General features: G+C 41.0%; 23 protein-coding genes. 5 read left to right on the plus strand and 18 right to left on the minus strand.

Features of this window, described 5'->3' with window-relative positions; genetic code table 11:
- Nucleotides 1–49 precede the first annotated feature (49 nt).
- Nucleotides 50–1,591, minus strand: coding sequence for a hypothetical protein (locus tag V7L29_RS13545; RefSeq protein WP_334735826.1), 1,542 nt, complete (start codon nt 1,589–1,591; stop codon nt 50–52).
- A gap of 1,004 nt (nt 1,592–2,595) precedes the next feature.
- Between V7L29_RS13545 and V7L29_RS13550 the strand changes: the two genes are divergently transcribed.
- The 3 genes from V7L29_RS13550 (at nt 2,596) to V7L29_RS13560 (ending at nt 6,341) form a co-directional block, all read left to right on the plus strand.
- Nucleotides 2,596–4,050 (plus strand): aminotransferase class V-fold PLP-dependent enzyme, encoded by a 1,455-nt coding sequence (locus V7L29_RS13550; RefSeq protein WP_334735803.1) that lies wholly within the window; start codon nt 2,596–2,598, stop codon nt 4,048–4,050.
- Between the two features lie 123 nt (nt 4,051–4,173).
- Entirely contained in the window at nt 4,174–5,460 is a 1,287-nt protein-coding gene (locus V7L29_RS13555) for a sulfite oxidase (RefSeq protein WP_334735804.1), read from the plus strand.
- A 35-nt stretch (nt 5,461–5,495) separates the two neighbouring features.
- Nucleotides 5,496–6,341 (plus strand): sulfite exporter TauE/SafE family protein, encoded by an 846-nt coding sequence (locus tag V7L29_RS13560; RefSeq protein ID WP_334735805.1) that lies wholly within the window; start codon nt 5,496–5,498, stop codon nt 6,339–6,341.
- 166 nt (nt 6,342–6,507) lie between these two features.
- Here the strand turns inward: V7L29_RS13560 and V7L29_RS13565 are convergent, their stop codons facing one another.
- From V7L29_RS13565 to V7L29_RS13605, 9 genes are all read right to left on the minus strand, one after another.
- Nucleotides 6,508–7,122, minus strand: a complete 615-nt coding sequence (locus V7L29_RS13565; protein WP_334735806.1) for a PEP-CTERM sorting domain-containing protein — start codon at nt 7,120–7,122, stop codon at nt 6,508–6,510.
- A 756-nt stretch (nt 7,123–7,878) separates the two neighbouring features.
- Nucleotides 7,879–8,214 (minus strand): beta/gamma crystallin-related protein, encoded by a 336-nt coding sequence (locus tag V7L29_RS13570; RefSeq protein ID WP_334690851.1) that lies wholly within the window; start codon nt 8,212–8,214, stop codon nt 7,879–7,881.
- Between the two features lie 280 nt (nt 8,215–8,494).
- Nucleotides 8,495–9,991 (minus strand): hypothetical protein, encoded by a 1,497-nt coding sequence (locus tag V7L29_RS13575; protein WP_334735807.1) that lies wholly within the window; start codon nt 9,989–9,991, stop codon nt 8,495–8,497.
- 80 nt (nt 9,992–10,071) lie between these two features.
- Nucleotides 10,072–10,845 carry a TIGR03943 family putative permease subunit gene (locus tag V7L29_RS13580; RefSeq protein WP_334735808.1) on the minus strand — a complete coding sequence of 258 codons (774 nt, stop codon included), beginning with the start codon at nt 10,843–10,845 and terminating at the stop codon, nt 10,072–10,074.
- Nucleotides 10,846–10,905: 60 nt separating this feature from the next.
- Nucleotides 10,906–11,958 (minus strand): permease, encoded by a 1,053-nt coding sequence (locus tag V7L29_RS13585; protein ID WP_334735809.1) that lies wholly within the window; start codon nt 11,956–11,958, stop codon nt 10,906–10,908.
- Between the two features lie 1,000 nt (nt 11,959–12,958).
- A complete protein-coding gene (locus V7L29_RS13590; RefSeq protein WP_334735810.1) occupies nt 12,959–14,026 on the minus strand; it encodes a WD40 repeat domain-containing protein in 1,068 nt (355 codons plus the stop codon).
- A 74-nt stretch (nt 14,027–14,100) separates the two neighbouring features.
- Nucleotides 14,101–14,394: a hypothetical protein gene (locus tag V7L29_RS13595; protein WP_334690856.1), complete on the minus strand. Its 294-nt coding sequence runs from the start codon at nt 14,392–14,394 to the stop codon at nt 14,101–14,103.
- Nucleotides 14,395–14,703: 309 nt separating this feature from the next.
- Complete coding sequence (locus tag V7L29_RS13600; RefSeq protein ID WP_334735811.1) at nt 14,704–14,844, minus strand: hypothetical protein; 141 nt, start codon at nt 14,842–14,844, stop codon at nt 14,704–14,706.
- Nucleotides 14,845–15,015: 171 nt separating this feature from the next.
- Nucleotides 15,016–15,186, minus strand: a complete 171-nt coding sequence (locus V7L29_RS13605; protein WP_334690857.1) for a chlorophyll a/b-binding protein — start codon at nt 15,184–15,186, stop codon at nt 15,016–15,018.
- A gap of 569 nt (nt 15,187–15,755) precedes the next feature.
- On the opposite strand from V7L29_RS13605, the gene ald reads away from it, so the two are divergent.
- Nucleotides 15,756–16,847: an alanine dehydrogenase gene (gene ald / locus V7L29_RS13610; RefSeq protein WP_334735812.1), complete on the plus strand. Its 1,092-nt coding sequence runs from the start codon at nt 15,756–15,758 to the stop codon at nt 16,845–16,847.
- 271 nt (nt 16,848–17,118) lie between these two features.
- Nucleotides 17,119–17,310: a hypothetical protein gene (locus V7L29_RS13615; RefSeq protein WP_334690859.1), complete on the plus strand. Its 192-nt coding sequence runs from the start codon at nt 17,119–17,121 to the stop codon at nt 17,308–17,310.
- A 334-nt stretch (nt 17,311–17,644) separates the two neighbouring features.
- Here V7L29_RS13615 and V7L29_RS13620 read toward each other — a convergent pair whose 3' ends face one another.
- The 8 genes from V7L29_RS13620 to V7L29_RS13655 form a co-directional block, all read right to left on the minus strand.
- Nucleotides 17,645–18,130 carry a hypothetical protein gene (locus V7L29_RS13620; RefSeq protein WP_334735813.1) on the minus strand — a complete coding sequence of 162 codons (486 nt, stop codon included), beginning with the start codon at nt 18,128–18,130 and terminating at the stop codon, nt 17,645–17,647.
- 233 nt (nt 18,131–18,363) lie between these two features.
- Entirely contained in the window at nt 18,364–19,671 is a 1,308-nt protein-coding gene (locus V7L29_RS13625; RefSeq protein WP_334735814.1) for an AAA family ATPase, read from the minus strand.
- A gap of 21 nt (nt 19,672–19,692) precedes the next feature.
- Nucleotides 19,693–20,247 carry a Uma2 family endonuclease gene (locus tag V7L29_RS13630; RefSeq protein ID WP_334735815.1) on the minus strand — a complete coding sequence of 185 codons (555 nt, stop codon included), beginning with the start codon at nt 20,245–20,247 and terminating at the stop codon, nt 19,693–19,695.
- Nucleotides 20,248–20,416: 169 nt separating this feature from the next.
- Complete coding sequence (gene dusB, locus V7L29_RS13635; protein WP_334690863.1) at nt 20,417–21,472, minus strand: tRNA dihydrouridine synthase DusB; 1,056 nt, start codon at nt 21,470–21,472, stop codon at nt 20,417–20,419.
- A gap of 358 nt (nt 21,473–21,830) precedes the next feature.
- Entirely contained in the window at nt 21,831–22,391 is a 561-nt protein-coding gene (locus V7L29_RS13640) for a PepSY domain-containing protein (RefSeq protein WP_334735816.1), read from the minus strand.
- Complete coding sequence (locus V7L29_RS13645) at nt 22,388–23,089, minus strand: O-methyltransferase (RefSeq protein WP_334735817.1); 702 nt, start codon at nt 23,087–23,089, stop codon at nt 22,388–22,390. Before V7L29_RS13645 ends, V7L29_RS13640 begins: the two co-directional genes overlap by 4 nt.
- 21 nt (nt 23,090–23,110) lie before the next feature.
- Nucleotides 23,111–23,848, minus strand: coding sequence for a hypothetical protein (locus V7L29_RS13650; RefSeq protein WP_334735818.1), 738 nt, complete (start codon nt 23,846–23,848; stop codon nt 23,111–23,113).
- A gap of 109 nt (nt 23,849–23,957) precedes the next feature.
- Nucleotides 23,958–24,197, minus strand: a complete 240-nt coding sequence (locus V7L29_RS13655) for a hypothetical protein (protein WP_334735819.1) — start codon at nt 24,195–24,197, stop codon at nt 23,958–23,960.
- Nucleotides 24,198–24,353: the final 156 nt, after the last annotated feature.

A 24,353-nucleotide genomic window follows, 5' to 3' on the forward strand; every position in this document is an offset into this window, starting at 1 on the left:
TGACTCCTAACTCCTGTACAGACGCGATTAATCGCGTCTCTACTCCTAACTATTGACTCTTGGGGCGAAAATTTGGCAGTTCCACAGATGCCAATGACTTACGCCCCTTGGGTGGACGCTGGGGATAAACCACCGGTGAAGGTGAATTGGCATCATTAGTGTTATTACCTGATGATTCTGAGGACAAATCAGTCGCTGACAATTCTAACTGCGTCAATTGTGAAACTTCTGACCAGTAGTCTTCAGTTTCTCCACTAGGCGTCTGAGTGTGAGGTGGAGTGGAGGAAACCAGTAAGTTATTGGCTGGTGAAAGCACAGAATCTGTCGTCCAAGAAGTGGAGGTAGTTGCAGGAGGATTAATTTCTGCCTCCAACTGCTCCTCCTGTGGATTTTCTAGTTTCTCATCGTCTTCTAAGATTGTTGCTAAAGTCTCCCAGATGGGCGCATCACTTACATCTGTTTTCGCCGCAGGCGGTGGTGATGCAGATGCAGGCTGGGAGGTGAAAAACATCTGGATTAAACTATCTAATTGCTGATCTAAATTTGATGAACCCAAAGGTGAAACAGCTTCCGGTGTATCTGGGGAATCATCAATTTCTGGAGATATCTCGGTTTGTGTTGGTGTTGGCGTATCTTTTTTAACTGTCCAGTTCCAAGCAGATGATGGCGTCGGAGTGGCTTCATTTTTTTGGAATGGCAGTGGTGCTGAGGGTTCGCCCCAAGAATTATCTAGATTCTCAGTCAAAGATTCTGATTCTGCTGACCAAGGTTGAATTGGCTGTAGATTAGGAAACAAAGACCGAGCTTTTCTAGAGAATCTTCCTTGTCCACTAGTTATGTCTTTAGGATGTTTTGCACTATCCTCTAGGGAGTCATAACTAGGAACGGATGTATCTAGACATTTTTCCAGAGCTGCTTTGAATTGCAGGGTCTGGCGCTGTTGTCGCATTAGTCTAGTACGTAATTCCCGACAAGCAGTTTCTGATTGCAATAGTTGCTGAGACTGTTCGTTGTTGTTAGTGTGTAACAACGTACATTCTCGCTCTAACTGGGCAAGGCGTTGTTGGCTAATTTGTAGCTGTGCTTTATAAGTATCAGTGAAAATTTCCTGGCGTTGAACAGTTTGTACAGCAGTTTCTAATTGTTGAAATAGGGACTTTATCTGTTCTTGAGCCGCTGCCAGTTCCTGAGTGTGTTGGTTGAGCATCGATTCAGTAACGCTGGAACGCGTTTTCTGCCACTGCAAAACCTTTTCAGACTCAGCTAAGTTGTCTTTTAGCTGCTCCACTTGTTCATACAACTTATTGTTAGCTGCACGCAATTCTTCGTTCAATGCCAGCAGGTTCTGAAATTCCGAGTCAATAAGTGCTTGTTTGCCGCTTTCAGGCTCTGCAACCCAGTCTTGCTGGGTAGTATTTTGTGAAAATTGTGTATCTTCAGCTGGCATGAGGAGTGGCAGTTTTGTAACTTCCATATTGTCATGAGGCACAACTGAGTAAAAGGGACAACTCGCCTGCTCTGATTGTGGCGAATTAGCAGAATTTAGGGATTCCATCACAGCCGCCTTGTTTGAGGTGTCAGCTTCATTCATCACTCTTGACCCACCTGCTTAAAAATATTTAGCAGTGCTGGCATTAGCATTGCTTATCAACTGCGTCTAATCAGGGTTTGCTCTAAAAGCTAAGTTTAACTCTCTTCAAGCACCAGCAATTAATTATCAATTGGTGTTCCCCATTCTGTATCTAGACTGATGCCGTTATAACACTATGATGCTCTTCCCCGTCAAGAAGAGGCAGAAGGGGAATTCGGGCAGCCTTTGGGGATAGGCAAAAGAGAGGAGAAACCCGATACTTCAAAACTAAACTGTATTGGCTGATGAAGTTTTTCTAGATAAAATTTTTCTCGTCTATACTTTATTATATAAAATTGCATCTGTCTTAAGATATAAAAATTATATTTCCTTTAATACATTTTTATACTGACTTATTTATTACTCAGGATAGATGTCAGTATAAGCATTCACTATTCAATGAAATTCTGTAATCTTGGGCGATCGCTATTTAATGTCAGCAAACAACTGAAAGCTTCTGCCAGAAGTGCAATGTTAGTAAATCCTGACAAACACGAGTAAACACGTATAAATTCTAGTTTAAAAAGTAATATTTACTATAAGTGGATTAATAAAACTTTTTTAAAGAGCAATCTCAACTTAGTACGTGCTTTTTTCTTGGTAAATACAGTCATAGTAAGCAATTCCAGGTTTAGTTAATAAAAGGCTTTTTCTATCAACTTGCCTTCAATGTGTCAAGTTTATTTAATTACTACAAAAAAATTGTTTAAAGTATACTTGACTACTTATAAATATTTTTACATTGTATAATAAATTACTTTTTAAAGAAATTAATTCAGTATTAATACGTATATGCTTTTTTATTATTTTATTAAAGAATAATTTGAATAACAGAGTTTTCTACTAGCAAGAAAGTAATTATAAAGACCATCATTACTGCCATTGAGATGATTATTGCGTTGAATAAAGCTTTATGGCAGTTAGGCTTGTCCAAAAAATAAAAATTTAAAATAGAGGTGCTAAAGATGACTGACGTACTTGCAATGGGCGCAAATATAAAGCAAGAAGCTGCCCAATTACCGCTGGTTGCAGAAAATTTTGACAGTTTTTGGGACAAAGAAATCAGACCGTTATTCACAGATGAGTCTCTGTCTTTCAGGGTGAAAACTTTTAACAGAAAGTATGTCAAATACGTCAACTTGGATAATGGAGCTACAACCACTCCCTTTGCAACCCTAAAGCAGTATGTGGATGAAATGCTTGACACTTATGGCAGCGTGCATCGAGGTTCCGGGCAAAAATCCATCATCACTACACGAGAATATGACGCTAGTCGGAATATTATTCGAGACTTTGTGGGGTCATCTTCAGATAACTATGTAATCTTTGCGAAGAATACAACAGAAGCAATTAATGGAGCCGCCACACTTTGGACAAAAAAACCTGGGAAAATCTTAGTTTCTGATATTGAGCATTCATCCAACCTGCTGCCTTGGGTTACTAGAGACGAAGTTGTGCAGTACAGAACCCAGCCGGACGGAAGTGTAAGTGTCGCAGAAATTGAAGATATCTTCAAGGCACACCAAAATCTCCCCGAAGCCGAGCAAATTAAGTTAGTGACTATTACAGGTGCTTCAACAATTACAGGTTACAGACCCCCGATTTACGAAATTGCAGCTTTAGCACATCAGTATGGTGCTAAGATATTCGCTGACGTGTGTCAGCTAATCCAGCATGAACGAGTAGATATGCGTGCAGATGATGACCCATGTCATTTAGATTTTGTGGCTTTTTCTGGACACAAGATGTATGCACCCTATGGAACCGGGGTTTTGCTGGGGCCAAAGGAATTTTTTGATAGTTCCTACCCTTATCAAATCGGGGGTGGAAACCTGCCTTATATCACCAGAAACCTAGAGATAAAGCGTTTTTATACAGAACGGGCCCATGACCCTGGAACACCAAACGCAATGGGTGCTATTGCCATTGCCAAGGCCATTCAAATTATTGAAGCACTTGGGCGCGATCGCATTGCTCAGTATGAACACTCTTTAGTTGAATTCACATTTACACGGCTTGGGCTGATTCCTGGCGTCAAAGTACATATCCCAGGAGACAATTTAGCCCATGTTATTCCCTTTGATATTGATGGGTTTGATGGACGCTTAGTAGCAGAGATTCTGGCACAAGAATACGGAATTGGGGTTCGGGCTGGGGCTTTCTGCACATACGAATACATTCGCAAGCTCAAGAATATTTCAGACGAGCAAGACTGCGAAATTGCCAAAGAAGTAGACAGGGGAATTACGCGCAACATTCCTAGTATTATCCGAGCAAGCTTTGCTGTATATAATACATTGGAAGATTGCGAGCGCTTTATTGATGCGATCGCCCAAATAGCTAGAAACGGATTTGCTCACTATTTGCCCAACTACACACAAGATGAGATAACTGGTGTTTGGACAGCGATAGAGGGTTAGTCTCGTTCCTTTTTCTTGCCAAAAATCGATATTTGTGCAGAATAACAGGTAGCAGAGGCAGAATTTCAACTCCTTTGCTGCCTGCCAATATTTAATTACAAATAATTACAAGGGGGTAATAGCTTGAGCGATGAAAACCTCTTTGACCAGGAGGATTATCTACACGCACGGGTTGATCAGTATATCTGGCAAAAAAGTACAGATGCAGGTATTTCGCGCCAGCGCTTTCTGCAAATACTAGCCACTATGGTTGGTGCAACAGCCATTGGAGGGTTAGCTAAACCTGCGCCTGCTTATAGTCAGGCAGCTATTAAAACTAAAGGCAGTAAAATACTTAAGCCTTTGCCACCAGGGTATATTTCTCATAGCAAAGGCACATTAGAGATGAACTGGGAAGCAATGTATGGGCGCGGTTATTTAGTACCAAATGATTGGTTCTATGTTCATAACCGCAGTACACCTCCGACCTTTGATCCATCTACATGGCGTTTACAAATTCATGGAACTGGCGTTTCTGCCCCCTGCGAGTTTACTTACGATGAAATCATAGCTATGCCGTCCATTTCAGTCACTTGTGCCATTGAGTGTGCTGCTAATGGTCGGCGCTTCTTTGAAGAAGCTTACAACACACTACTCCCTGGAACCCGGTGGAGGCTTGGGGCTATTGGTGTGGCTGAGTGGACTGGTGTACCACTTGGCATATTATTAGAGCGAGCTGGACTGAAATCCACAGCAAAAGACGTACTCGTTGAGGGCGCAGATGTGGATTCGCTGGACTCAAAGGGGACGAATAAATCCAAGTTCAACAATGTAGTTCCGATTGCCAAGGCTTTAGCAGATAACTCGCTCCTTGTCTATGCAATGAACGGAGAACCATTAATTCCAGATCATGGTCAGCCATGCCGTGCCTTATTCCCTGGTTGGGGAGGAAACGCCAACGTTAAATGGATTGAGCGGATTGAGGTTTCCGAAACACCGATATATACCCAGTGGGTGACGGAGCAGATGGTGCTGGTTGGTGCAGATTACCCAGCGATCGCTCCGTATAAAGGTAAACTGATTACCTACCAAAATGTTAAAAGCGCCTTTGAGTTGGCTTGGCCAGCTACGCTTTCTGCTAGAACCCACTTACTACGTGGACGTTCTTGGTCTGGGAAAGGAAAGATTGTGCGTGTGGAAGTCAGCCTAGATGGCGGTAAAACTTGGCAATTTGCACGACTGAGAGAACCAAATTTTCCATTTGCATGGACACGGTGGGACATTGAATGGAACCCAGTTCCTGGGGAATATTTTCTCCAAGCTCGTGCTACTGACAATTTAGGTAACACACAACCGAGTACAGTTCCGTGGAATGATTCTGGATTGCTCTATGGAGGTGTTGTTAGCCATCCGGTAACAGTACAAGGTTAATCACACCAAGTCAGTTATGTAGAAAAGACCTATTTATGATTGATTTTAGTTGGTTGATTTTAGTGACCGGGGGTTTAATATCTGGAGTCATAGCTGGACTTTTAGGAATAGGTGGCGGTATTATCACAATTCCTCTTTTAGTCACACTAGGTTATACTCCCGTTCAGGCGATCGCTACTAGTAGCCTTGCTATTGTGATTACTTCAATTTCTGGAAGTTTGCAGAATTGGTGGATGGGCTACTTTGACTTGAAACGAGTAATTTATTTAGGAATTCCAGCTTTTTTAACTACTGGAATAGGTGTATATTTCGCCAATAAAATTCCATCCTATATAATACTTTTTACATTTGGCATCATTTTACTTGCTAATATCTATCTGATTGAGCTTCGCAAGCAACTGGCCTTCAATGAAATAGAGAATATAGCCCCAGTATTTAACCCATTAGTTTCTAAAATTGGCACTGGAGGAGCAGCAGGAATTTTAGCAGGTTTATTTGGCTTAGGCGGCGGTACGATTATGGTGCCACTACAAATGTTGCTATTGGGAGAAGAAATTAAAGTAGCAATTCAGACTAGTTTGGGTGTGATTGTGATCACTGCTTTAGCTGCCTGCACAGGACACACATTAGAGGGAAATATTCTGTTTGTTCAAGGTATAGTTTTGGGATGTGGAGGTCTTTTAGGCGTTCAGATGAGTACTCGCACATTGCCGAAACTACCAGATAATACCGTTAGTTTAGTGCTTCGTATGTTCTTAGGAATACTATCAATTTATATTTTTTGGGAAGCTTGGACAAATTATCAATTTATAGTTTCAAATCCAATAAATGAGAATTTGTCAACGTTCTGGCGAGAAGAGTCATCAACCTTACTTTGCTGAGAAAGAATTGAAGTACAGTGCGTTCAACTCTTGGAGACGCTGCGCGTACCCCTACGGGGAAGCAAGCTACGCGTAGCGCTCCTTTGGCGCAGCCTTTCCAAGAGTTGGAAAGGCGGTTCGTTTCCTTATCTATATTTTTCACGACTCATTTAGGATCGCTATATATTCACTTGCTGTTTCTTAACCTTAACCTAAGATCTAGCGCTATTACAAGCGTAAAACCAAGAATAGTAGAGGGTTCGGGAACAGATTTAAAGCCGTCGTAAAAAACTCCTGTCACCAAAGGACCGTATTTTTGAGGATCTACAGGACTTAAATCTGGACTAGTAATAAACTGGAGGGTAAAACGATTTCCATCTGAGATTATTCCATCTGTTAAATCCAACCGAGGAAAAGGGGTGTCTTGCAGAACTAAATCAGGAGCGATGGTGATATTGCTAAAAATGTTAGATAGACCAATTTTGCTGTCTCCATTTACATCTCCCCACTCTACTTTTCCTTCAATAAAATCAATGTTTGTCAACAATAATAGAGATAATTGGTTTATTGTGTAGCCTGTATCATTTAATAAATTTTGTAGATTACCTACATCAGGGGCATTGCTAGCCAATATATCATTTAGAGGTCGGAAATCGTTTCCAAGTCCCTCTCCGTCAGGGAAGTTTTTGTTAGGTGTGGTAACAATTGGTTCTACTAAAATAACAGCATTAGCTGAAGTCAACGAAAGCAAAAAACTTCCTAAAATAGCGGAAACTAATAATCCTAGATTTGTCATTTTCATAGATTTGCTGGCAAAAATTTACTGAAAATAATTTTCATCACTATCAGGACTTATGCAAAATTAGGAAAGAACGTAGACGTAAAGCGGCTTCTCATTCGGACAACCGAATGTTGTCCTAACAACTAATTGGTGGCAGAAATTTGTTTTCTTGAACTGAAGGTAGAAAATCAAAGTTGGAGTAGCTTACCATAAAGGGTGGGAGGAACGAGGAAAAATAATTAAATTTTATATTGTTGGCTCTTGACTATTGACTAAGGACGATACCCAACCATTTTTTGATGGGAGAATATCTTTTAGAAAATCTAAAGTACTAATATCTCAAATCAAGCAATTAATAAAGGTCTTCTACATTAGCAATTGTCTAGAGAACTTAAGGTAGATGCTTGACATTATTTTTCTCACAATAAAAGGGCAAGGCATACCTTGCCCTTTGTAGATTTGGTAGCAAAGAATTTCCCTCAATTATGGTAAAGGGTTGATCATTTTTTTCATTTTTAATTGCTAGCTCCTAAAACTTAAGTGTCAGGGATGTTTGAAAAGTCGCAAACTATACTATAAACTCCGCTTCCATTCCTCTTCCCCACAGGGAAAGAGGCTTTGAAATCCCCATTGCCGCATTTCATGCCGCAACTCTTAGAGACGCTGCGCGAACGCTAAGATAGGGAAGGGGGTAGAGGAGTTAGGTTTGGGAGGTATTGCTGTTACCAACAAACTTTTCAAACATCCTACTCAACACACAAGTCACTCTACCACTGCTTAACGAGTGCGTGATAAAGACGAAATGCTGTTATTGTATATTCCTTGGAGATTAAACTTTCCTTTACCGTAAGTTATGCTATTACCTCGGAAATTTGTATTTAGCCAAAACTGCCATCTCTGAGAATTTGTAATTTCGATAGATGAGGTTTTATCGTTGAAACCGTACTTGCCGAGATTTGAAACATATCCTGTGGTGAAGGAAAGGGATGTCCCTCCCTCGTTTTTTCCATCATATAAAATGACTCTTCCACCAGAATAAGCAGCGGCGTTTTCTTGGGAAATATCTTCTACACCATCAATTGAGTCAAGGCTTTGAAATTGGTTGTTAATCATTGCTTTTTTCCTAGGGTAATTATCTTTTAGCAAGTCTTTATTGTCTTCGAGCATTTTACCTCAAAATTCCCTTTTCAAAACATTAGTAAATTATGATTATTTGCACTAAAATTATAAGAAAAATTATCAGAAGATATTCTTTTTTAAAATAAAATCAGGTAAGCCTTCTGGTGGGCGTTTACAAGTCGTTGACGGTTGACTGTTGAGAGTCAACCGTCAACACAATGAAATATGCTTTGGTTTTTGAGGAACAGCTTATTTTACGTAAGTCCTATTTTGATTAAGGTAGCCAACGAGGATGAAATCCAGTTAAAGGGAGTTGTTCTGGTCTAATTTCAACAGTTGCAGCATCAGCGATGGGCAACAGAGGCATTAACCACAGGCTACTGGTAGCGATCGTATCTCCATCATCAGTTTTCAAAGTGTTTGTGGGTGATGATGTCGGGTTTGTCTGCGGTACTACTTGGTCAAATAACAACCCTAAACCGTCGGCAGATAAACTCATTTGCACATTCCGTTGAGCGGGAGGTAGTACTAGCAGTGGTTTCTGTTGCCCGGTTTTTAGATCAATTGCCACCACATAAGGCTGTTCTATGTATTGTTCCTTGGATACTAGCTGTGTCAGCAAGCAGTAGAGGGTGGGTGAGGCGATATCAAATTGGCAACTGAGAATTGAGCCTGTTGTTTTTAATAGTTGTTTCTGCACACCTTGGTTTGTCACTAAAAACAAATCTCGCGTGTAATCTGTATTAAACTTTACCATCGCTGCTTGAGAGCCATCTTTGGAGAAAGCCTGTACCAAACCAAACTGCGGCAGAAAGTCTAGGGGTTTATTGGCATCACCTTGCAGTGGTAAAATTGCTGCTCCCTGTCCTTGGGCAACTGCTACGGCTTTACTATCTGGCGTGATCATAAAGTCTCCCCCCGGTTGGCTTTGCAGACGTTTAGGGATAGGTTTTTCTTTTGAACCGTCACTGGTTGCTGGCATAAACCATAGTCCAAAGTCTCCAGGATTAGTTTTGTTTCCGCGCTGAATGACAATAGTTTGCCCATCAGGTGATAAGTCAAATTTCAGGTTTTGATAATCTTTACTATCTAAAGTCAGGTCAACTTTGCCTCCTGGTTCTGCTTCTTGTCCAGATTTACCAGAAACGCCTGTTGTCACCGTGTACAGTTGAGCTGAAAGTAAGTCTTGGTTCTTGGTTGTGTGAGCAGAAAATAAAATTTTCTCCCCATCAGGAAACGACTCAAAGTCCATTACTATCAGGTCTTTAGGGGTAAGTACCCTTTTTTGCTCTTGGGTCAAGTTATAAAGAACTAACCGTCCCTGTTCTTCTTGATCGGTTCCTATATAAAGGATGACGCGATCGCGTGTGCGGAAGCTACCAACAAAAGGCTCTATCACCCGATTTTTGCCTTCTTGTTCCGCAAACTTATCTTTGGCTCCCTGTAACTGCACTTTATAATTCGTGCCATAGGGTGCTGGTGTCACCAATGTATAAACCATCCGCCGCCCTGCCCAACTGAATTTACCTGCTAGGGGCGGCTCAATTTTCAAGTTCTCTTCTACGCTTTTTACTTCCATTGGGCGGCTGAAGGTGAGGGTGAAGGAGTTATCTTCTGCCCCAATTTGTTGATTTTGCCAAGTAAATTCCCGGACACGAGCAGTTACCACATCACCTTGCAATATGATTAACCCAATCAGCACACTCAGCAGTAGCATTAGTGCGATCGCTATCCGATCCAGTGGTTGAATAAATGCTTTAGATTTAGTCATTGGTTATTAGGCATGGGGCATGGCGTATTGGGCATGGGGCATCAACAAAGGACTAATGACTAATGACTAATGACTAATAACTAATAACTATAAGGATTTTCCGGTTGGGGAATCTTTTTGAGAGAGGTAGCGGCAATAGTAAGTTGGCGTTTACCTGCCAAATTTTCTGTCACCATTTGTCCTTCGACTTCCAGCCAGGTATCAGGAGAATAAAATTCTTGATTGTTTGGAAGTTTGACAGGTAATCCCACAGGGTAAGCATCTGCTGCACAGCAAGTTAAGACAAATCGTGCTAAGAACAAATATTCTTTTCCGATATCTGGCGGGTGGATGACAAATCCCTGCACCTTGACTTTTTGTCCTGCGTATGTATCTGGCTCTGGATAAACATTGACGGTGCGTACCCAGTCTACAAGCGATCGCTCTTCTGGGCGAACAGTAGCCCGAAAGGCTTGGGGTTTGACACGTGTGCTTCCCAATAAATCAGTTGTCACACCCCTTTGGAGTGCTTTGTCACTAGCAAAAACTTGCGGTGTAATGATAAAACCTAGAATCGCTGTAGTCAACAACAAAGCACTGCTCCAACCAGGGCGAAATAAACTAATATGCTGGGTGTTTGGCGTCAGATCACGGCGACGCCGCAGCCAAAGTTCCTGCATCTTCAAAAAACCAATAATGATCAAGCTGATACCAGTCACGACCACGAACCAAATGTAATTTGGGTGAATCAACAGGTTCAGCTTGTTAGTTAGCCAATATCTCAACATCAAAATGCCCCAAGCTGTAATTGCTAAAGCATCCAGCCAAGGGAGTAACAGATTTGGGATTTTAGATTTGGGATTTTTGTTAGCCATTAGTCATTAGTCATTAGTCATTAGTCATTAGTCATTAGCAAAGGACAAATGACTAATTTTTTAAAGGACGTGCAAGTTCAGGAAAAGAGTGAACACAAATGTTAATTGTGCTGCTAAAGCAAATAAGTAAAAAACTGTTTTGGGCTTAAAAATAGATAACATCAAACCAATGCCTTTGATGTCAATCATGGGCCCAAATACCAGAAATGCCAACAATGAACCGCTGCTAAAAGTTGAGGCAAAAGATAGAGCAAAAAAAGAATCGACTGTAGAACAAATTGACACTACTACTGCTAATATCAACATGACCACAATTGAGGTAATGGGCCCAGCACCCAAACTGAGAATTAATTCACGGGGAGCTAGGACTTGAATAGCAGCAGCGATCGCACTTCCGAGAACCATGATTCCGCCCAATTCTCGGAATTCTTGGATGCTGTTATCCACCACTAGGCGCAGTTTATCTGCAAGCGGTTTATTGGAACTAGAGATTGTAGTAGGCGGTATCAAGTTAGCATCTATCCGCAGAGGTATACCTGCTTTTCCTCCTAAGATATAAGTCCCCGATTGCAAGATATTCGGTACTGTTGCTTCCTGTTGTACTTCGTAACGCTTACCACGGCGTTTGATTTCCGGCTGGGCGGGCGGATTAAACTTCATATACCGAGCGATCGCAGGTTGGACTATGGGATTTAAGTCCTTTTGAAAACTGAAAACAAAGCCGATAATTGTGGCAATCGCTAAGGAAAATACGACTCGTAAGACCACTATTTCTGGCTGATCTCGAAATGCTGTCCAAGTTGACCAAATTACAACTGGGTTAATTGTTGGTGCTGCTAGCAAAAAACCAATTGCGACTGGTGTGGGTACTCCCTGAATTAGGAACCGCCGCGCTACTGGTACATTCCCGCACTCACACACCGGAAATAAAAAGCCGATCATACTGCCAACTAAAGCACCCAGCAGTGGATTTTTGGGCATTTTTTCTACTAATTTGCGCTCATCAACAAAAAACAGCAGCAAACTGGAGAATAAAACCCCAAGAAGCAAAAAAGGCATCGCCTCGACTAGCAGACTTAGAAATAGCGTAAAACCATTGTTCAGTTGATTCATGGGCGTCGCAGTCAAAAGCGGTTTTGAGTTTTAGGTTCTGCTTAGTCATTCATTCTATCGAAATGGGGATCAAAAGCAGTTCGGGAAAATTAAACATCATTTAAGTAGCAAGTTGTCCTACCTTGCAAGTAGCGCTTAAGCGCTGCAAACCTTTGATTCAAACGAGATAGTGATTTTTACCTGAGTCCATTTACTGACGATGACCATTTCTAAGATTGTCTAAGTTGAAAAATTGTTCCGTTTCTAGAGGGCAAGTAGCTGCATAGATGATTTTCAATTACCTATGTTTATACTTACAGGAATTTGCTGGATTAAGATATTAGCTCGGCTGTATTTTCATCAAGTATTTACAGTTGTTCAAGATTTGGGGATCGCTCTTGGTTGTTACCATCATTGATTTTGGCTAGTTCTGGCAAAATTTGATCTGAGCTTTGGTTGATTTTCTACTATAAAAACTCTAAAAAGGCAAGACTAAAGTTTAGCAAATACGGGAAATTTTGATAACTCTTTTGTCTAAAAATCACCATCATCCTAGAAACCTGGACGGTAGTCACTACAACGGAGAGTCCGCGTAGTGAGCTAGCCTCCAATACGCTTGGGTTAAGCCTTTTATTTCTCCCCCTGCTTACCCCAACAAAGAAATGTCTTAACTCAAAGGTATTGAGCTAGCCTCTGCCTTTGGGACAAGAGGAGCCACTGCGTTGCGTATTTTCCCCCCGTTGTAGCAAATGGCGTGAGACGATGCCGCCCATAGCGCAGCCTCTTCTCTACCAGACGCTGCGCGTACCCTACTAGACAAGCAAGTTACGCGCAGCGTCTGGTAGAGAGCGTCTGAGGAAATTCCGATGAGCGACTGGCATCGTGTTTCCAATAGCGTTAGCGATAGCGAGTCACTAAGCCTCGGAAGGAGCATGAAAATCTCAGACAAGTTATATCCCCGACTTCTTTAAGAAGTCGAGGATATAGTTTACGAATTCACGATTATTTGGTGCGATCGCTGTTAATTAGGTTTTAGTGGAATCCCCCAAATCATGATTTGTCGATCAAATCCACCACTGGCAAGAATTTTACCATTTGGACTAAAAGCGATCGCACTCACCCAGTCTCTATGTCCATTGAGTGTATTTATTAACTCACCTGTAGTTAAATTCCACAATTTAATCCCATCTCTGCCGGCACTAGCAAGGGTTTGTCCATCGGGGTTAATGGCGATCGCATTTACCCAGTTATTATGTCCTGTAAGGGTGCGGACTAATTCTCCAGTATTAATATTCCACAGTTTTATTGTGCGATCGCGGCTAGCAGTAACTAATGTTTGTCCATCTGGTGTAAACATGACAGCGCTAACAGCATTAGAATGAGCTACAAATTCACTGATTAATTTACCAGTACTCAAATTCCACAGCTTGATTACACCCTTATCGTCACCACTAGCCAAGGTCTGTCCATCAGGACTAATGGCTAGGGTATAAATCAAATTATCAAAGCCTACTAGAGTCCCTAGAGGGCGCTCCTGTAGCAAATCCCATAGACGAATCCCATCCAAAGCTCCACTGATTAGAACTTTACTATCAGGAGACACCGCTAAAGATAATACGTTACTGGTATGTCCGACAAAAGAGCGACTAAATTTTAAATTTTTCAGGTTCCAGAGGTTAATTGTATTGTCATCACTACAACTAGCAAGGGTTTGCCCATCTGGCGAAATCACTAAAGATTCTACGGCTGCTTTGTGTGCTTTGTTAATATCCGCCAACTTTTTGCCGTTTGCTGGATTCCACAGGCGAATTACACCCTCGTTTTCTGCACCTCCACTCACAAGAATTCTACTATCTGGACTGAAAGCGAGGGATTTAACGGTTCCTTTATGTCCTGTGAGTGTGTAAAGTAGTTGGGCATTAGCAAAGCTGCTGGTAGTTTGGGAGTTTGGTATTACTTCAATGGCAGCATTAGCTTGATGAATGTGAAACCCTTGCCAGATAGTCACTGGAAGGGTAACAGCTGCCATAAATACCAGGATAATATACGGTCGCAGAAAATTACCCCCACCTCTTCCCTCACTACTCACTCTTTTTCCTCACTTTTATATATACGGTCACCCAATCAATTTTGCAGAGTTATTAAGTAATAACTCTGCACTTCCTAAAGAGGTGGTTTTTTCTTAGAAACGCTTAACATTGGTAAAGGCGGACTAGAAGAACGAGAGGGCAAATAATGTTGCGCTACAGGCTCCTCTGGTAAAGGACGACGCTGCTGGAAACGCCATAACTTATAGGCTAGCGCTATCCCTGTCGTTCCTAAACCAAAAGCAAACAACGACCAGCTATCATTCAATCCGCCAATCAGGGCATCCATAACGCCCATTGTCATCAATACACTGATTAGTGGCTCTTTTCGGTAGGTTAACTTCAAAAAACGAGGTAATACAGCATTCATCACAGCTTGGTTGGTTCCAGTTCACCTTTTGTGTATATTTACCAAGAATACATCACCCGTAATTTGCCTTTCTCATCTAAGGCAGACACTAATTATGATTTTCTTTAGTAGGGGGGAAGTATACTCATTAATCGTCTTGCATATACTAGTTGCAAGTTTGTAATATTTCAATCACTAATAGGTATTTCTATTTCTCTCTTGTTTACATTCTAGGGCAATAATTTACGAATAAGTCTAATTAAAGTATCTAGTACGCCGGGCGCGTAAATAGCGCAAAGTCGAGCCAGTCCGTTGGTGGGGTTCCCCTACTTAAAGGAACTGGCGTTGAGCGGTGGTTCTTGCCGATAGCGCAGCCTCTTCTCTACGAGAGGCTACGCCAACGAGTCCGCGTACCCCTTCGGGGAAGCTAGCTACGCGTAGCGTCTCGTAGAGAGCGTCTGCCTGCGGCAACGCCAAAGGCGAACAGTTAGCACAGCGTAAAGCCTACGGCATAGCTTCTCTTCTCTACCTTGGGCTGCGCCAACGAGACGCTACTAAAGTCAAAACCAACTGGTTGTTCCAGCTGGTTAAAACTCTTTTAATTACTAGCTTACAACTTCCACCTTGTGCTTGTTAGTAGCACTACTTCAGACCCAGCCATGATAGCACCCCTTGATTGGTGACATATTCAATCACTAGCATTATAGCGAAGCCAATCATTGCCGCTCGACCATTCAAGCGTTCAGCATATTCGTTAAAGCCAAACTTAGGCTCCTCTAGTTTAGGTGTAATTGTTGGTTGTGGTTGTGTCATTTTTAAGAAACCTTTTTTCAGCAAACGACTTGATATGAGACTTCACAGCAGAAGTCGGGGAAGTGTGGATAAGCGGTAAAGGTTAAAGGAATTGACTCGTTTTTTTGCCCTTAACCTTTACCCTACACTTGGTAGCTTATCTGACTTTTTACTCTATATCTCGAAAACCTCTCTCCTAAAAAAAGAGATACTTTGAATTTTCCCCCTTCCCGATGCGGGAAGGGGGTTAGGGGGTTAGGTTTTGCGTTAACTTTTTCACATGACCTGAAAAGTCAGAGTAGCTTATGAGCTGATTGCAGTGCTTGAATGCCAAGATGACTTGAGAAATTCAGCAAAAGCTTCTTAGTAGAGAGCTATACAATCGTTCTATTAATAAATTGTTACTATTCTTTATATATTGTATAAATACTGGGGTAATAGTCAAGCATAAGAGTTTGGGTCTAGTCAGATTAAATTGAGAAACTTAGAACAGAGATTAGCTATCTCTAATACAGCTATCCCTTATATAGACGTAGCAAGCTTGAGATTGGCAGGCTACAGTTAAACAAAAAAATTATCAGAGGCGGTACATGGAAATCGGCGTTCCCAAGGAAAATAAGGATCAAGAGTTTCGAGTAGGCTTAAGTCCTTCTAGTGTGCGGGTGCTGCGAGAAAATGGTCATAGCATCTTCGTCGAGACGCAAGCAGGTACTGGTGCTGGATTTACAGATGACGAGTACAGAAGTGCTGGAGCCGAGATTGTCCCTACATCAGAAACGGCTTGGAATCGGGAATTGGTTGTTAAAGTCAAAGAGCCGCTGACATCTGAGTATAAATTTTTGCAGAAAGGGCAGATATTATTTACTTATTTACATTTAGCAGCCGATCGCAAATTGACAGAGCATTTAATTGATTGTGGCACTTGTGCGATCGCCTACGAAACTGTAGAACAACCTGGTGCTAATAGACTTCCTTTGCTCACCCCCATGAGCGTTATTGCCGGTCGGCTAGCAGTACAATTTGGGGCCAGATTCCTAGAACGTCAGCAAGGTGGCAGAGGAGTCCTTTTGGGCGGTGTACCTGGAGTCAAACCAGGCAAAGTAGTAATTCTCGGTGGCGGCGTTGTCGGCACAGAGGCAGCTAAAATTGCCATAGGCATGGGTGCTAGCGTACAGATTTTAGATGTGAGTGTCGAGCGCTTATCTTACCTAGAAACCCTATTTGGCTCTAGAGTGGAATTGCTTTACAGCAACTCTGCTCATATTGAAGCCGCAGTCATTGAAGCCGACTTGCTCATCGGTGCAGTTTTAGTACTGGGACGTAGGGCACCAACACTAGTATCCCGCGAATTGGTCAAACAAATGCATCCTGGTTCTGTAATAGTTGATGTTGCTGTTGACCAAGGCGGTTGTATAGAAACCTTGCATGCTACATCCCACACAAATCCGGTATACATTGAAGAGGGTGTGGTACATTATGGCGTTCCCAATATGCCAGGAGCAGTACCTTGGACAGCAACTCAGGCACTAAACAACAGTACATTACCTTATGTCGTCCAGTTGGCGAATTTGGGAATTATAGTACTGGAAGTTAACCCAGCATTAGCTAAGGGTGTGAACGTACAAAATCATCACTTAGTGCATCCTGCTGTGCAAGAGGTATTCCCTGATTTGGTAAATTAAAGTGTGCGAGTATTAGGCGATTGCTTATTTTAATAGAGGTAGCGATCTCCTCTAAGAATGGGAACAGCGATCGCTCAGTCATTACAATTGCAATTGATTCCTATGTAAATGGATTTAGTATCACCAGGCGATGCAAAAAATCTATTAGTACATTGCAATTGCAATTAATTCCTATGTAAATGGATTTAAAGTATCACTCTCTTTTTGTATGCTTCCATCTTATTGCAATTGCAATTAATTCCTATGTAAATGGATTTTTATTTTTTGTGGATTGAAACCTAAAACAGTTTACTATTCCAGAGGAGCCTTGGACTTCTTAGGTAAGGTTTATAGTGCCTTAATTCACTACTTTGATGCTCTTAGTGATAGTTATGGTAGAGAGATGTCTTTAGAGATCATAGAAGAGTGTACTTACATTCTCTACAACAAGTATCCTGATACCTATGAAATTGCAATTCAATAAAATCCCTATTAGGGATTGAAACTACAAGCGAGAGACTTTGATACCGATTAAAAGCATCAAAATTGCAATTCAATAAAATCCCTATTAGGGATTGAAACTTTCTTATTTCGTGAATGTGCAGAATAACCATTTTGTGCATCCTACTGCACAAAAGGTTTTTCCTGACTTTAGTAAGTTACATTCCTGTAGTTCACGGAACCTCTCCCTACAAGTAAAAAGGGTAACTAATAAGTAGTAGCACGAAGCGCATAACGCATCAACAGGTTTTAACCATAGTTTGATGGCTGCCAACTGGGAGGAGATGCAATAGATGCACGTAACGCATCAACAAGTTTTAACCATAGTTTGATGGAGAACTACAAAAATGATTAAGATAGTTATAGAGTTTCCGAAATAAAGGGCATCTTCGTTGAACTTCATCTGGTCGGATGTCTTGTAATAGTGCCGGGGTATGCAATCCTTTAGAATAACGTGTCGAAAGGCTATCAAACTCAGCTAAAACACTTGAATCAACTAGTGCCTCTGATAGCTTTTCTTGACAGCAATCTCTGTCTTCATCATATTCACTAAATGATTCTGGTTCATTAAAAGGAATATTTTTTTCTTGACTAAGCCAGTAACGCATCCGCTCGTGTCTACCTCGAAAATCTGGATGTCTAGCTATTGAGTTACTCCAATCTGCAATAATCCAAGCTTCCAGTTCAGGAGCAGCAAACACAACAAGTTTATTAATATCAGCACATTCTGGTATAGTTGATATCACATCCAAAATTTTCTTTTCTTGAAGCTCTGGCGTGCGGCAATCTAAATCGTCAAACACTAAAATTAGATTACATTTATTTGGTTCATATCTTAAGGCAATAGGTAGTTCTTTAATGATTTGCTCAATTAGACTTTGACTTGTTCTGCCATAACTACTTCCCTTACCAGGCTTAGACCCAGGTTTTTAACGAGCTAGTGTTTTTCGTTCAAATTTACAATTAGAAAAATTTTGTTCTAAAAAAGGGATTAATCCTCTAACTTCAGCTTCCCCACCACCAGCAAAAACCCATACTACCACGGCCATCCTCCAATACTGGGGTCGCCAACACGATATAAATCACCTAATTGCCATCCTTCTTTTAATTTTTGATTTAGCATTTCTTTGGAGAGTGTTTTGATGGAGAAATGTGTTTTATCTTCTGAAGCAAAACAAAAAACATTCTCTAAACAATCCGTGAAATGATCTAAAAGATCCGGACTATGTGTGGTGATAATTAATTGGGTTTTCGCGGCAGCTTTTTTAATCCACTCTGCTAAAATTGGCATCCACGATATGTGTAATCCTAATTCTGGCTCATCAATGACTAGCAATGAAGGGAGAACTGGAGAATGTAATATAGTAGCCCAACAAAGCATTCTGACAGTTCCATCTGACATTTCATTTAGATAAAAAGCTTCCTTAATATCATGAAAATACCATTCTACAGTCAGAGACAAGCGACCAGAACGTATAGGTCTTAGACGACGAGTTTTTGGTAAAATCGACTTCATTGCCTTGTTGATGCTGTCCTCGAAGTCGATATCTTGCTGAGTCAAATTATCTAAAACTAGTGGTAAATTATCTCCCGATGAAGATAAATAAATATCACTTCCTCCTATTTTAGGTTCTGCCGTTCTAATTTGATTTAAATCCATATTATTGGCATTGTAAAATTGCCATTTGGAAATAAATTCAACAAGGTCTCTTCTAATTCTGAAAACAGGTGTGCTTTCGGGAGGATATTGGCTATATTCAAGCAGCCGAGGAATAGCAGAAAGCCCCAAAGAATTGGTATCTATATTGTCTAAAGGTTCAAAATGAGTGCTGGAATTTTGTCCGGGACTATCATAAACTGATACAGCGCCTTTGCCCGCTTCCCTGTCATGAAACTTATAATAATAGAAAGGTCTTGATGAAGCTGATTCATGTAAATCTTCTTTGCTATATAAACATTCTTCGGAAATACTAACTCTTGGCTGGTTTTTGTCAACATAAATCTTCAAATCAAGAATTCCACTGTTTCTTCCGGGAGTACTAGTTTGGGAAAATTGTGAAAAACAATAAGCAAGTGTGACTACAGCAGGGCTTGCTACACTGCCATCTAAAATTCGATTAGCACCAATTTGAGTAACTGCATTTTCAAAACTACTAACACCGCGACTTTCATCAGGAATTGTAGTTAAGCTGTCTTTTAAAAATTTCAAACAACTGATAAAGTTGCTTTTGCCTGAACCGTTTGAACCTATAAATATATTGAGTTTTTTTAGCTCAACTACTTTATCTAAAGACAGATTTTTATAATTTTTGCTAGCGACAAAGCGAAGTAGTGGTTGATTCATAGGATTTCAAACAAGTCTCTTTCAACTTAACAATTCGTCTACAGCTACACTAAAACCCAGCAAGACTTTTTGAGTGCTAACCACATCACTAGCTTTAAACCCCAAAACCTGATTATCAGTCATTACGAAAACTAACCGACTGTCAGGAAATACTAGCCAAATTTCTTCGCAACCAGACTGCAAATACTCCTGTGCTTTGAGAAATAATTCTTCAGCTAAATCGGTGGGTGAAACTATCTCAGCAATTAGTGGAAAACTCTGTGGCAAAGTGGGAACATTGCCAAATTGAGCTACCAATTCAGGCGTCAGATAAGCCACATCAGGACGCCGGCCCTGTTTAGATGTGCGACAAGGCACTTCAGTGTAAATTTTCCCACCTAGTTGATTGGTGTTGATGTAACTTCTCCAGTAAAAGCTTAGATTAACTTCAATTTCACTATGTTTTAATGTTATCCCTGTTTTTTTTATCAGTTGCTCATTCACCCACTCCATCCCGTCTGGAGGATTTGCCATAAAGTCTTCTAAAGAGTGGATTTCGGGAATAGATACAATCTGATTGTGTTTGGAAACTAACATTGCAAGCCTCCACATTGATTAGTTAAATACACAATATACAGCAGATTGCAACTTAGTGAAGTACAGATTATTGTAAGGGCACAATAATGTTGTGCCCCTACCTGTGTACCTCATTTACCTGAAAAACGCTGTATACAGTAATAAAGGAAATTTTTGTAATATTCATTTTTTAAAGCATTACCAAACTACCTTGTGTTTCTTCCTCTAATTCATAACCATTAGCCAGTTTTTCAATTGCTTGGTCAATCATTGCCAAACCTTGATCTACCCTTTCAACTACACTTAACTGTCCTCGGAGTTCAGCAGCACCAACGAAACCTTTAGCATACCAAGTCATGTGCTTACGGGCTTGACGCACACCGCGATCGCCTTTATATTCCCATAAGGCTTGTAAATGATCTCTTGCACATTCCAAACGCCCAATTGGGGTTGGTGGCGGTAATATCTCCCCAGTTTTCAGGAAGTGATCAATTTCTCCTACCAAAAACGGATAACCCAAAGTTCCACGGGAACACATCACACCATCAGCGCCAGTTTGCTCTAAACATCTCACCGCTGCTTCAACAGAGAAAATATCTCCATTCCCAATCACTGGGATAGAAAGCACTTCTTTTACACGGGTAATCCATTCCCAACGAGCATTGCCATTGTACCCTTGGGCGCGGGTGCGTCCATGTACCGTAATCATTTTTGCCCCTGCATCTTCCATCCGCTTGGCAAAGTCGAGAATAGTAATTTCGTTGTCATTCCAGCCAATACGGGTTTTTACTGTCACAGGGACATCAACAGCTTTCACCACTTCTCGCACAATTGCTTCTGCTACTTCTGGTTGTCGCAACAACGAAGAACCGCCACCATTTTTAGTGATTTTATTAACTGGACAACCCATATTAATATCAACAGTATCAGCACCTTCTGCAACTGCCTTGATTGCTGCTTCTGCTAGAAAATCTGGACGACAATCAAATAGTTGAACGCTAATTGGGCGTTCATTTGGATCTACCTCCATGATTTTGGGTAACTGCTTGACATAATGCAACCCTGTAGCATTCACCATTTCGGTATACATCATCGAATCTGGCGCATAACGACGCACTAGACGGCGAAACACCAGATCCGTTACTCCAGATAGAGGCGACTGGAGAACCCGACTTTTTACCTCAAATGAGCCAATTTTGAGGGGTTGGGAGAGTCTAGCTTGGAGAATGGGAGAGAGCAAAACCATACAAAAAATTAAAAATTGTGGGAACCAAAAATAGCAAGGATATTTAGAGATGCTGTTAATTTTCGTTGATATATCTTGACTTAGAGCCTATTTTTGCAGCTTACTGAACTTGTTCAACTTCCAAATCCAACGCCTGCGCGATTTGTTTGGCTGCCGACTCCAACACCAATAATCCAACACCAATAATCTAAGATATAGCTTCTAATTTAGCTTCCATGCGTCCTTTTTACCATGCCTTGCTCTCTGAATACGGTTTGGATAAGCTCTTGAGGCACTTGGAAGCGATCACTCTTACCACCAGCTTATGAACTTTTGTAAAATAATGGTGGTTTTTATATCGAACGAGGATTTGCCCGACTTAAAGGGTTTCCTTTAAGCTTGAATTAATCTCTGAATTTTTCTTTATTAGAAACGGATAAATGAACAGATAAACACCACTGACTGCCAGTGTTGACATAAAAAACAAAAAGGACATTTCAATCAGATCGTGAATCCAGGGAGCAAACCATCCCAGCAATCCTCGATACTCTAAAAAATCGGTGGAGTTGAAGCCATACTTTACTAATTTGCCGTTATGAGCATCGATATACCACTCAAACAAACGTTTTTGATTTTCAAATCGATAAACGCCTAAAGTTGGTAGATAAGCAATTTCATCAATGTCTTCTAGCGTATTAATCCCCTGTGGGTGCAGAGAGATGAATGCTTGCGAAGCCTGTTCCAGAGAAAGTAAAGATTTGGTATTTTCTGTAACAGTTTGAGTGGGTGGTTTCCCGTCAACTGTAGGTAAGCCAGAACTGAAAACAGATGGAAGGGCAATTATTTCTATTAAGTAAATTCCAATGACTACAGCAAAATAAAGCCCAACCCATCGATGAATTGTTCTCGACCATTTTGAAAAAAACTGCTTAATTTTCATGATATCTCTTTAACCTTGACAGAAAATTCTGTGCCTCCTTTCAAATTCAAAGTAGATGTTCGATAACCATTAGCAGGGTTTTGCAAAAACTCAACATAAGATTTCAGTCCATCTTTAAAGGTATTGACATTATCAGAAATAATGATTCCGCCTGGTCGGATTAACGGATCTAGAATTTTTAACACATCCAAGGCTAAATGTGTCCAGCCATCAATCAAGACCAAATCAACTGTTTGATTTAAGGTTTTTAGTGTCTCTAGCGCATCCCCTTCTCGAATATCCACATAGGTTTCTAGTCCGGCTTCGGCAATATTTTTTCTAGCTTGTAAAACTTTCTCATGCACAATTTCTGTGCCAATAACAACGCCGCCACCATTGTCCCTTACAGCAGTAGCTAGATATATGGTAGAAATTCCAAATGAAGTACCAAACTCAACAATTGTTTTAGCGTTAATTGAACGGGCTATCAAATACATTAATTCCCCTTGATCCCTTTCAATGGGAATGTATTTATCGTTGTAAAATTCAGTTTTTGTCTGATCCCACTTAATGCCTTTACCCAAAAGCAAGCCGGGAAGTTTGGGCAAATAGTGGAGAATTAATCCACCAAATTGCTTATCAGCTTCTGCGTGCAGTCGAGCTAAAATAGTTTCGATTTTAGTGTCGTTGAGGGCGCTTGGTTTGGATAGTTGACTCATAGTAATCACTACTTTTTCAAGTTATTTCAAGGGAAACATTCCGTACTGTTTGGATACTTTGCCTGCTTCAAGTTTATCTATGCCTTCAACGATCGCAATTAAATCACCGCTAGCAGTTAAAATGCGAAAGTTTCCTTTTACAGTCTCAAACTTGTATTGTTGTGGTTGCCCTGCCAAAGTAATTGCATCTTTAGACTTAGTGAAATTTTGAATTCGAGCATAATCAGCATCTCCTTTACCGACATAAAACGGTTCAGCTTTGGGGTTAACAACAGTGATGAAGCTACCCAGGAGAAATTCATTGTTTGAACCTTTGGTTGCAACTAAGGTATCGACTTCACCAACGCCCAAAGTTTTTGGACGGATGGGAAATGGACCCTTCTGATCTGATACAATTTCAAAGTTCACGCCAGTCAGGGCGGGAGATTGACCAAAGCCAGTCACTGTATCATTGCCATTAGTGCCTGTAAAGTATCCTTCAATCGCTTCTCCTTTGGGATTTTTGCCAGACTTTCCTACTTTTTCATAGTGATCTAAGGCAGATTTGAATTTTCCTTCTTGAATCAATTTGGCAACATCGGGATTTGCCAGCAGATAAATTTCGGAGTTGAAACCAGCTTTTTCCTGATTGTCTAGCTCAGTCGCTGAGATTTTACTTGCAGTGGATTGATTCGCTACAGGTGGTTGAGGTTTTGGTTGACAAGCAACGGCGATCGCACTAGTGATAATTAACAAAGCACTGAATAAAAATGGTTTCATGGCAATTATCGGGTTAATGATTGGCAACTAATAGAATGCTTGAGTAGCAGCATTGCAATTAAAATTTCACTGCAATAGCATCAATGATGGCGAAAGATTTGCATACACATTAGTCTGATGACAGCGGTAAAACTTTGGTTTCAAGAATCAAACCGGCATTGCGAAAGTAGGGCAGTTTAGCAATCCAGGGAATCCATCGCAGGGCATTAAGTCGATGGGGATAACGATAATTTTCCTGCACTAACGAAAGCACCTGGGCGATCGCTTGCCACCATTCAAACGCTTTTGGATCGCGAAACAACGCATCGGTCTGGCGTTGATGTTCATCCACCCGCGCGCGCGTAGTCATCAGCATAGTACGCGGAACGCCTGTGAGTTTTGTCTTAATTTGAGTCATATTTATGAATTAGCCTGACAAAATAGCCGTTCTAGCAGATGGTGGACTGCCTTGAAACTTCCTCTAACTACCCTTCTCAATCCCCCCCGATGGATTGGTAGGAAGAAA

The organism is Nostoc sp., from assembly GCF_036916575.1.
Taxonomy (GTDB): Bacteria; Cyanobacteriota; Cyanobacteriia; order Cyanobacteriales; family Nostocaceae; genus Nostoc.

What these genes read in the sequence shown, in the direction of transcription:
- V7L29_RS13565 (WP_334735806.1), bottom strand. Translation starts at nt 7,122, where the DNA reads ATGAAAATGACAAATCTAGGATTATTAGTTTCCGCTATTTTAGGAAGT.
- V7L29_RS13550 (WP_334735803.1), top strand. Translation starts at nt 2,596, where the DNA reads ATGACTGACGTACTTGCAATGGGCGCAAATATAAAGCAAGAAGCTGCC.
- V7L29_RS13580 (WP_334735808.1), bottom strand. Translation starts at nt 10,845, where the DNA reads ATGGCTAACAAAAATCCCAAATCTAAAATCCCAAATCTGTTACTCCCT.
- V7L29_RS13560 (WP_334735805.1), top strand. Translation starts at nt 5,496, where the DNA reads ATGATTGATTTTAGTTGGTTGATTTTAGTGACCGGGGGTTTAATATCT.
- V7L29_RS13575 (WP_334735807.1), bottom strand. Translation starts at nt 9,991, where the DNA reads ATGACTAAATCTAAAGCATTTATTCAACCACTGGATCGGATAGCGATC.
- V7L29_RS13545 (WP_334735826.1), bottom strand. Translation starts at nt 1,591, where the DNA reads ATGAATGAAGCTGACACCTCAAACAAGGCGGCTGTGATGGAATCCCTA.
- V7L29_RS13645 (WP_334735817.1), bottom strand. Translation starts at nt 23,089, where the DNA reads ATGAGTCAACTATCCAAACCAAGCGCCCTCAACGACACTAAAATCGAA.
- V7L29_RS13650 (WP_334735818.1), bottom strand. Translation starts at nt 23,848, where the DNA reads ATGAAACCATTTTTATTCAGTGCTTTGTTAATTATCACTAGTGCGATC.
- V7L29_RS13595 (WP_334690856.1), bottom strand. Translation starts at nt 14,394, where the DNA reads ATGAATGCTGTATTACCTCGTTTTTTGAAGTTAACCTACCGAAAAGAG.
- V7L29_RS13625 (WP_334735814.1), bottom strand. Translation starts at nt 19,671, where the DNA reads ATGAATCAACCACTACTTCGCTTTGTCGCTAGCAAAAATTATAAAAAT.
- V7L29_RS13570 (WP_334690851.1), bottom strand. Translation starts at nt 8,214, where the DNA reads ATGATTAACAACCAATTTCAAAGCCTTGACTCAATTGATGGTGTAGAA.
- V7L29_RS13640 (WP_334735816.1), bottom strand. Translation starts at nt 22,391, where the DNA reads ATGAAAATTAAGCAGTTTTTTTCAAAATGGTCGAGAACAATTCATCGA.
- V7L29_RS13655 (WP_334735819.1), bottom strand. Translation starts at nt 24,197, where the DNA reads ATGACTACGCGCGCGCGGGTGGATGAACATCAACGCCAGACCGATGCG.
- V7L29_RS13585 (WP_334735809.1), bottom strand. Translation starts at nt 11,958, where the DNA reads ATGAATCAACTGAACAATGGTTTTACGCTATTTCTAAGTCTGCTAGTC.
- V7L29_RS13630 (WP_334735815.1), bottom strand. Translation starts at nt 20,247, where the DNA reads ATGTTAGTTTCCAAACACAATCAGATTGTATCTATTCCCGAAATCCAC.
- ald (WP_334735812.1), top strand. Translation starts at nt 15,756, where the DNA reads ATGGAAATCGGCGTTCCCAAGGAAAATAAGGATCAAGAGTTTCGAGTA.
- V7L29_RS13605 (WP_334690857.1), bottom strand. Translation starts at nt 15,186, where the DNA reads ATGACACAACCACAACCAACAATTACACCTAAACTAGAGGAGCCTAAG.
- dusB (WP_334690863.1), bottom strand. Translation starts at nt 21,472, where the DNA reads ATGGTTTTGCTCTCTCCCATTCTCCAAGCTAGACTCTCCCAACCCCTC.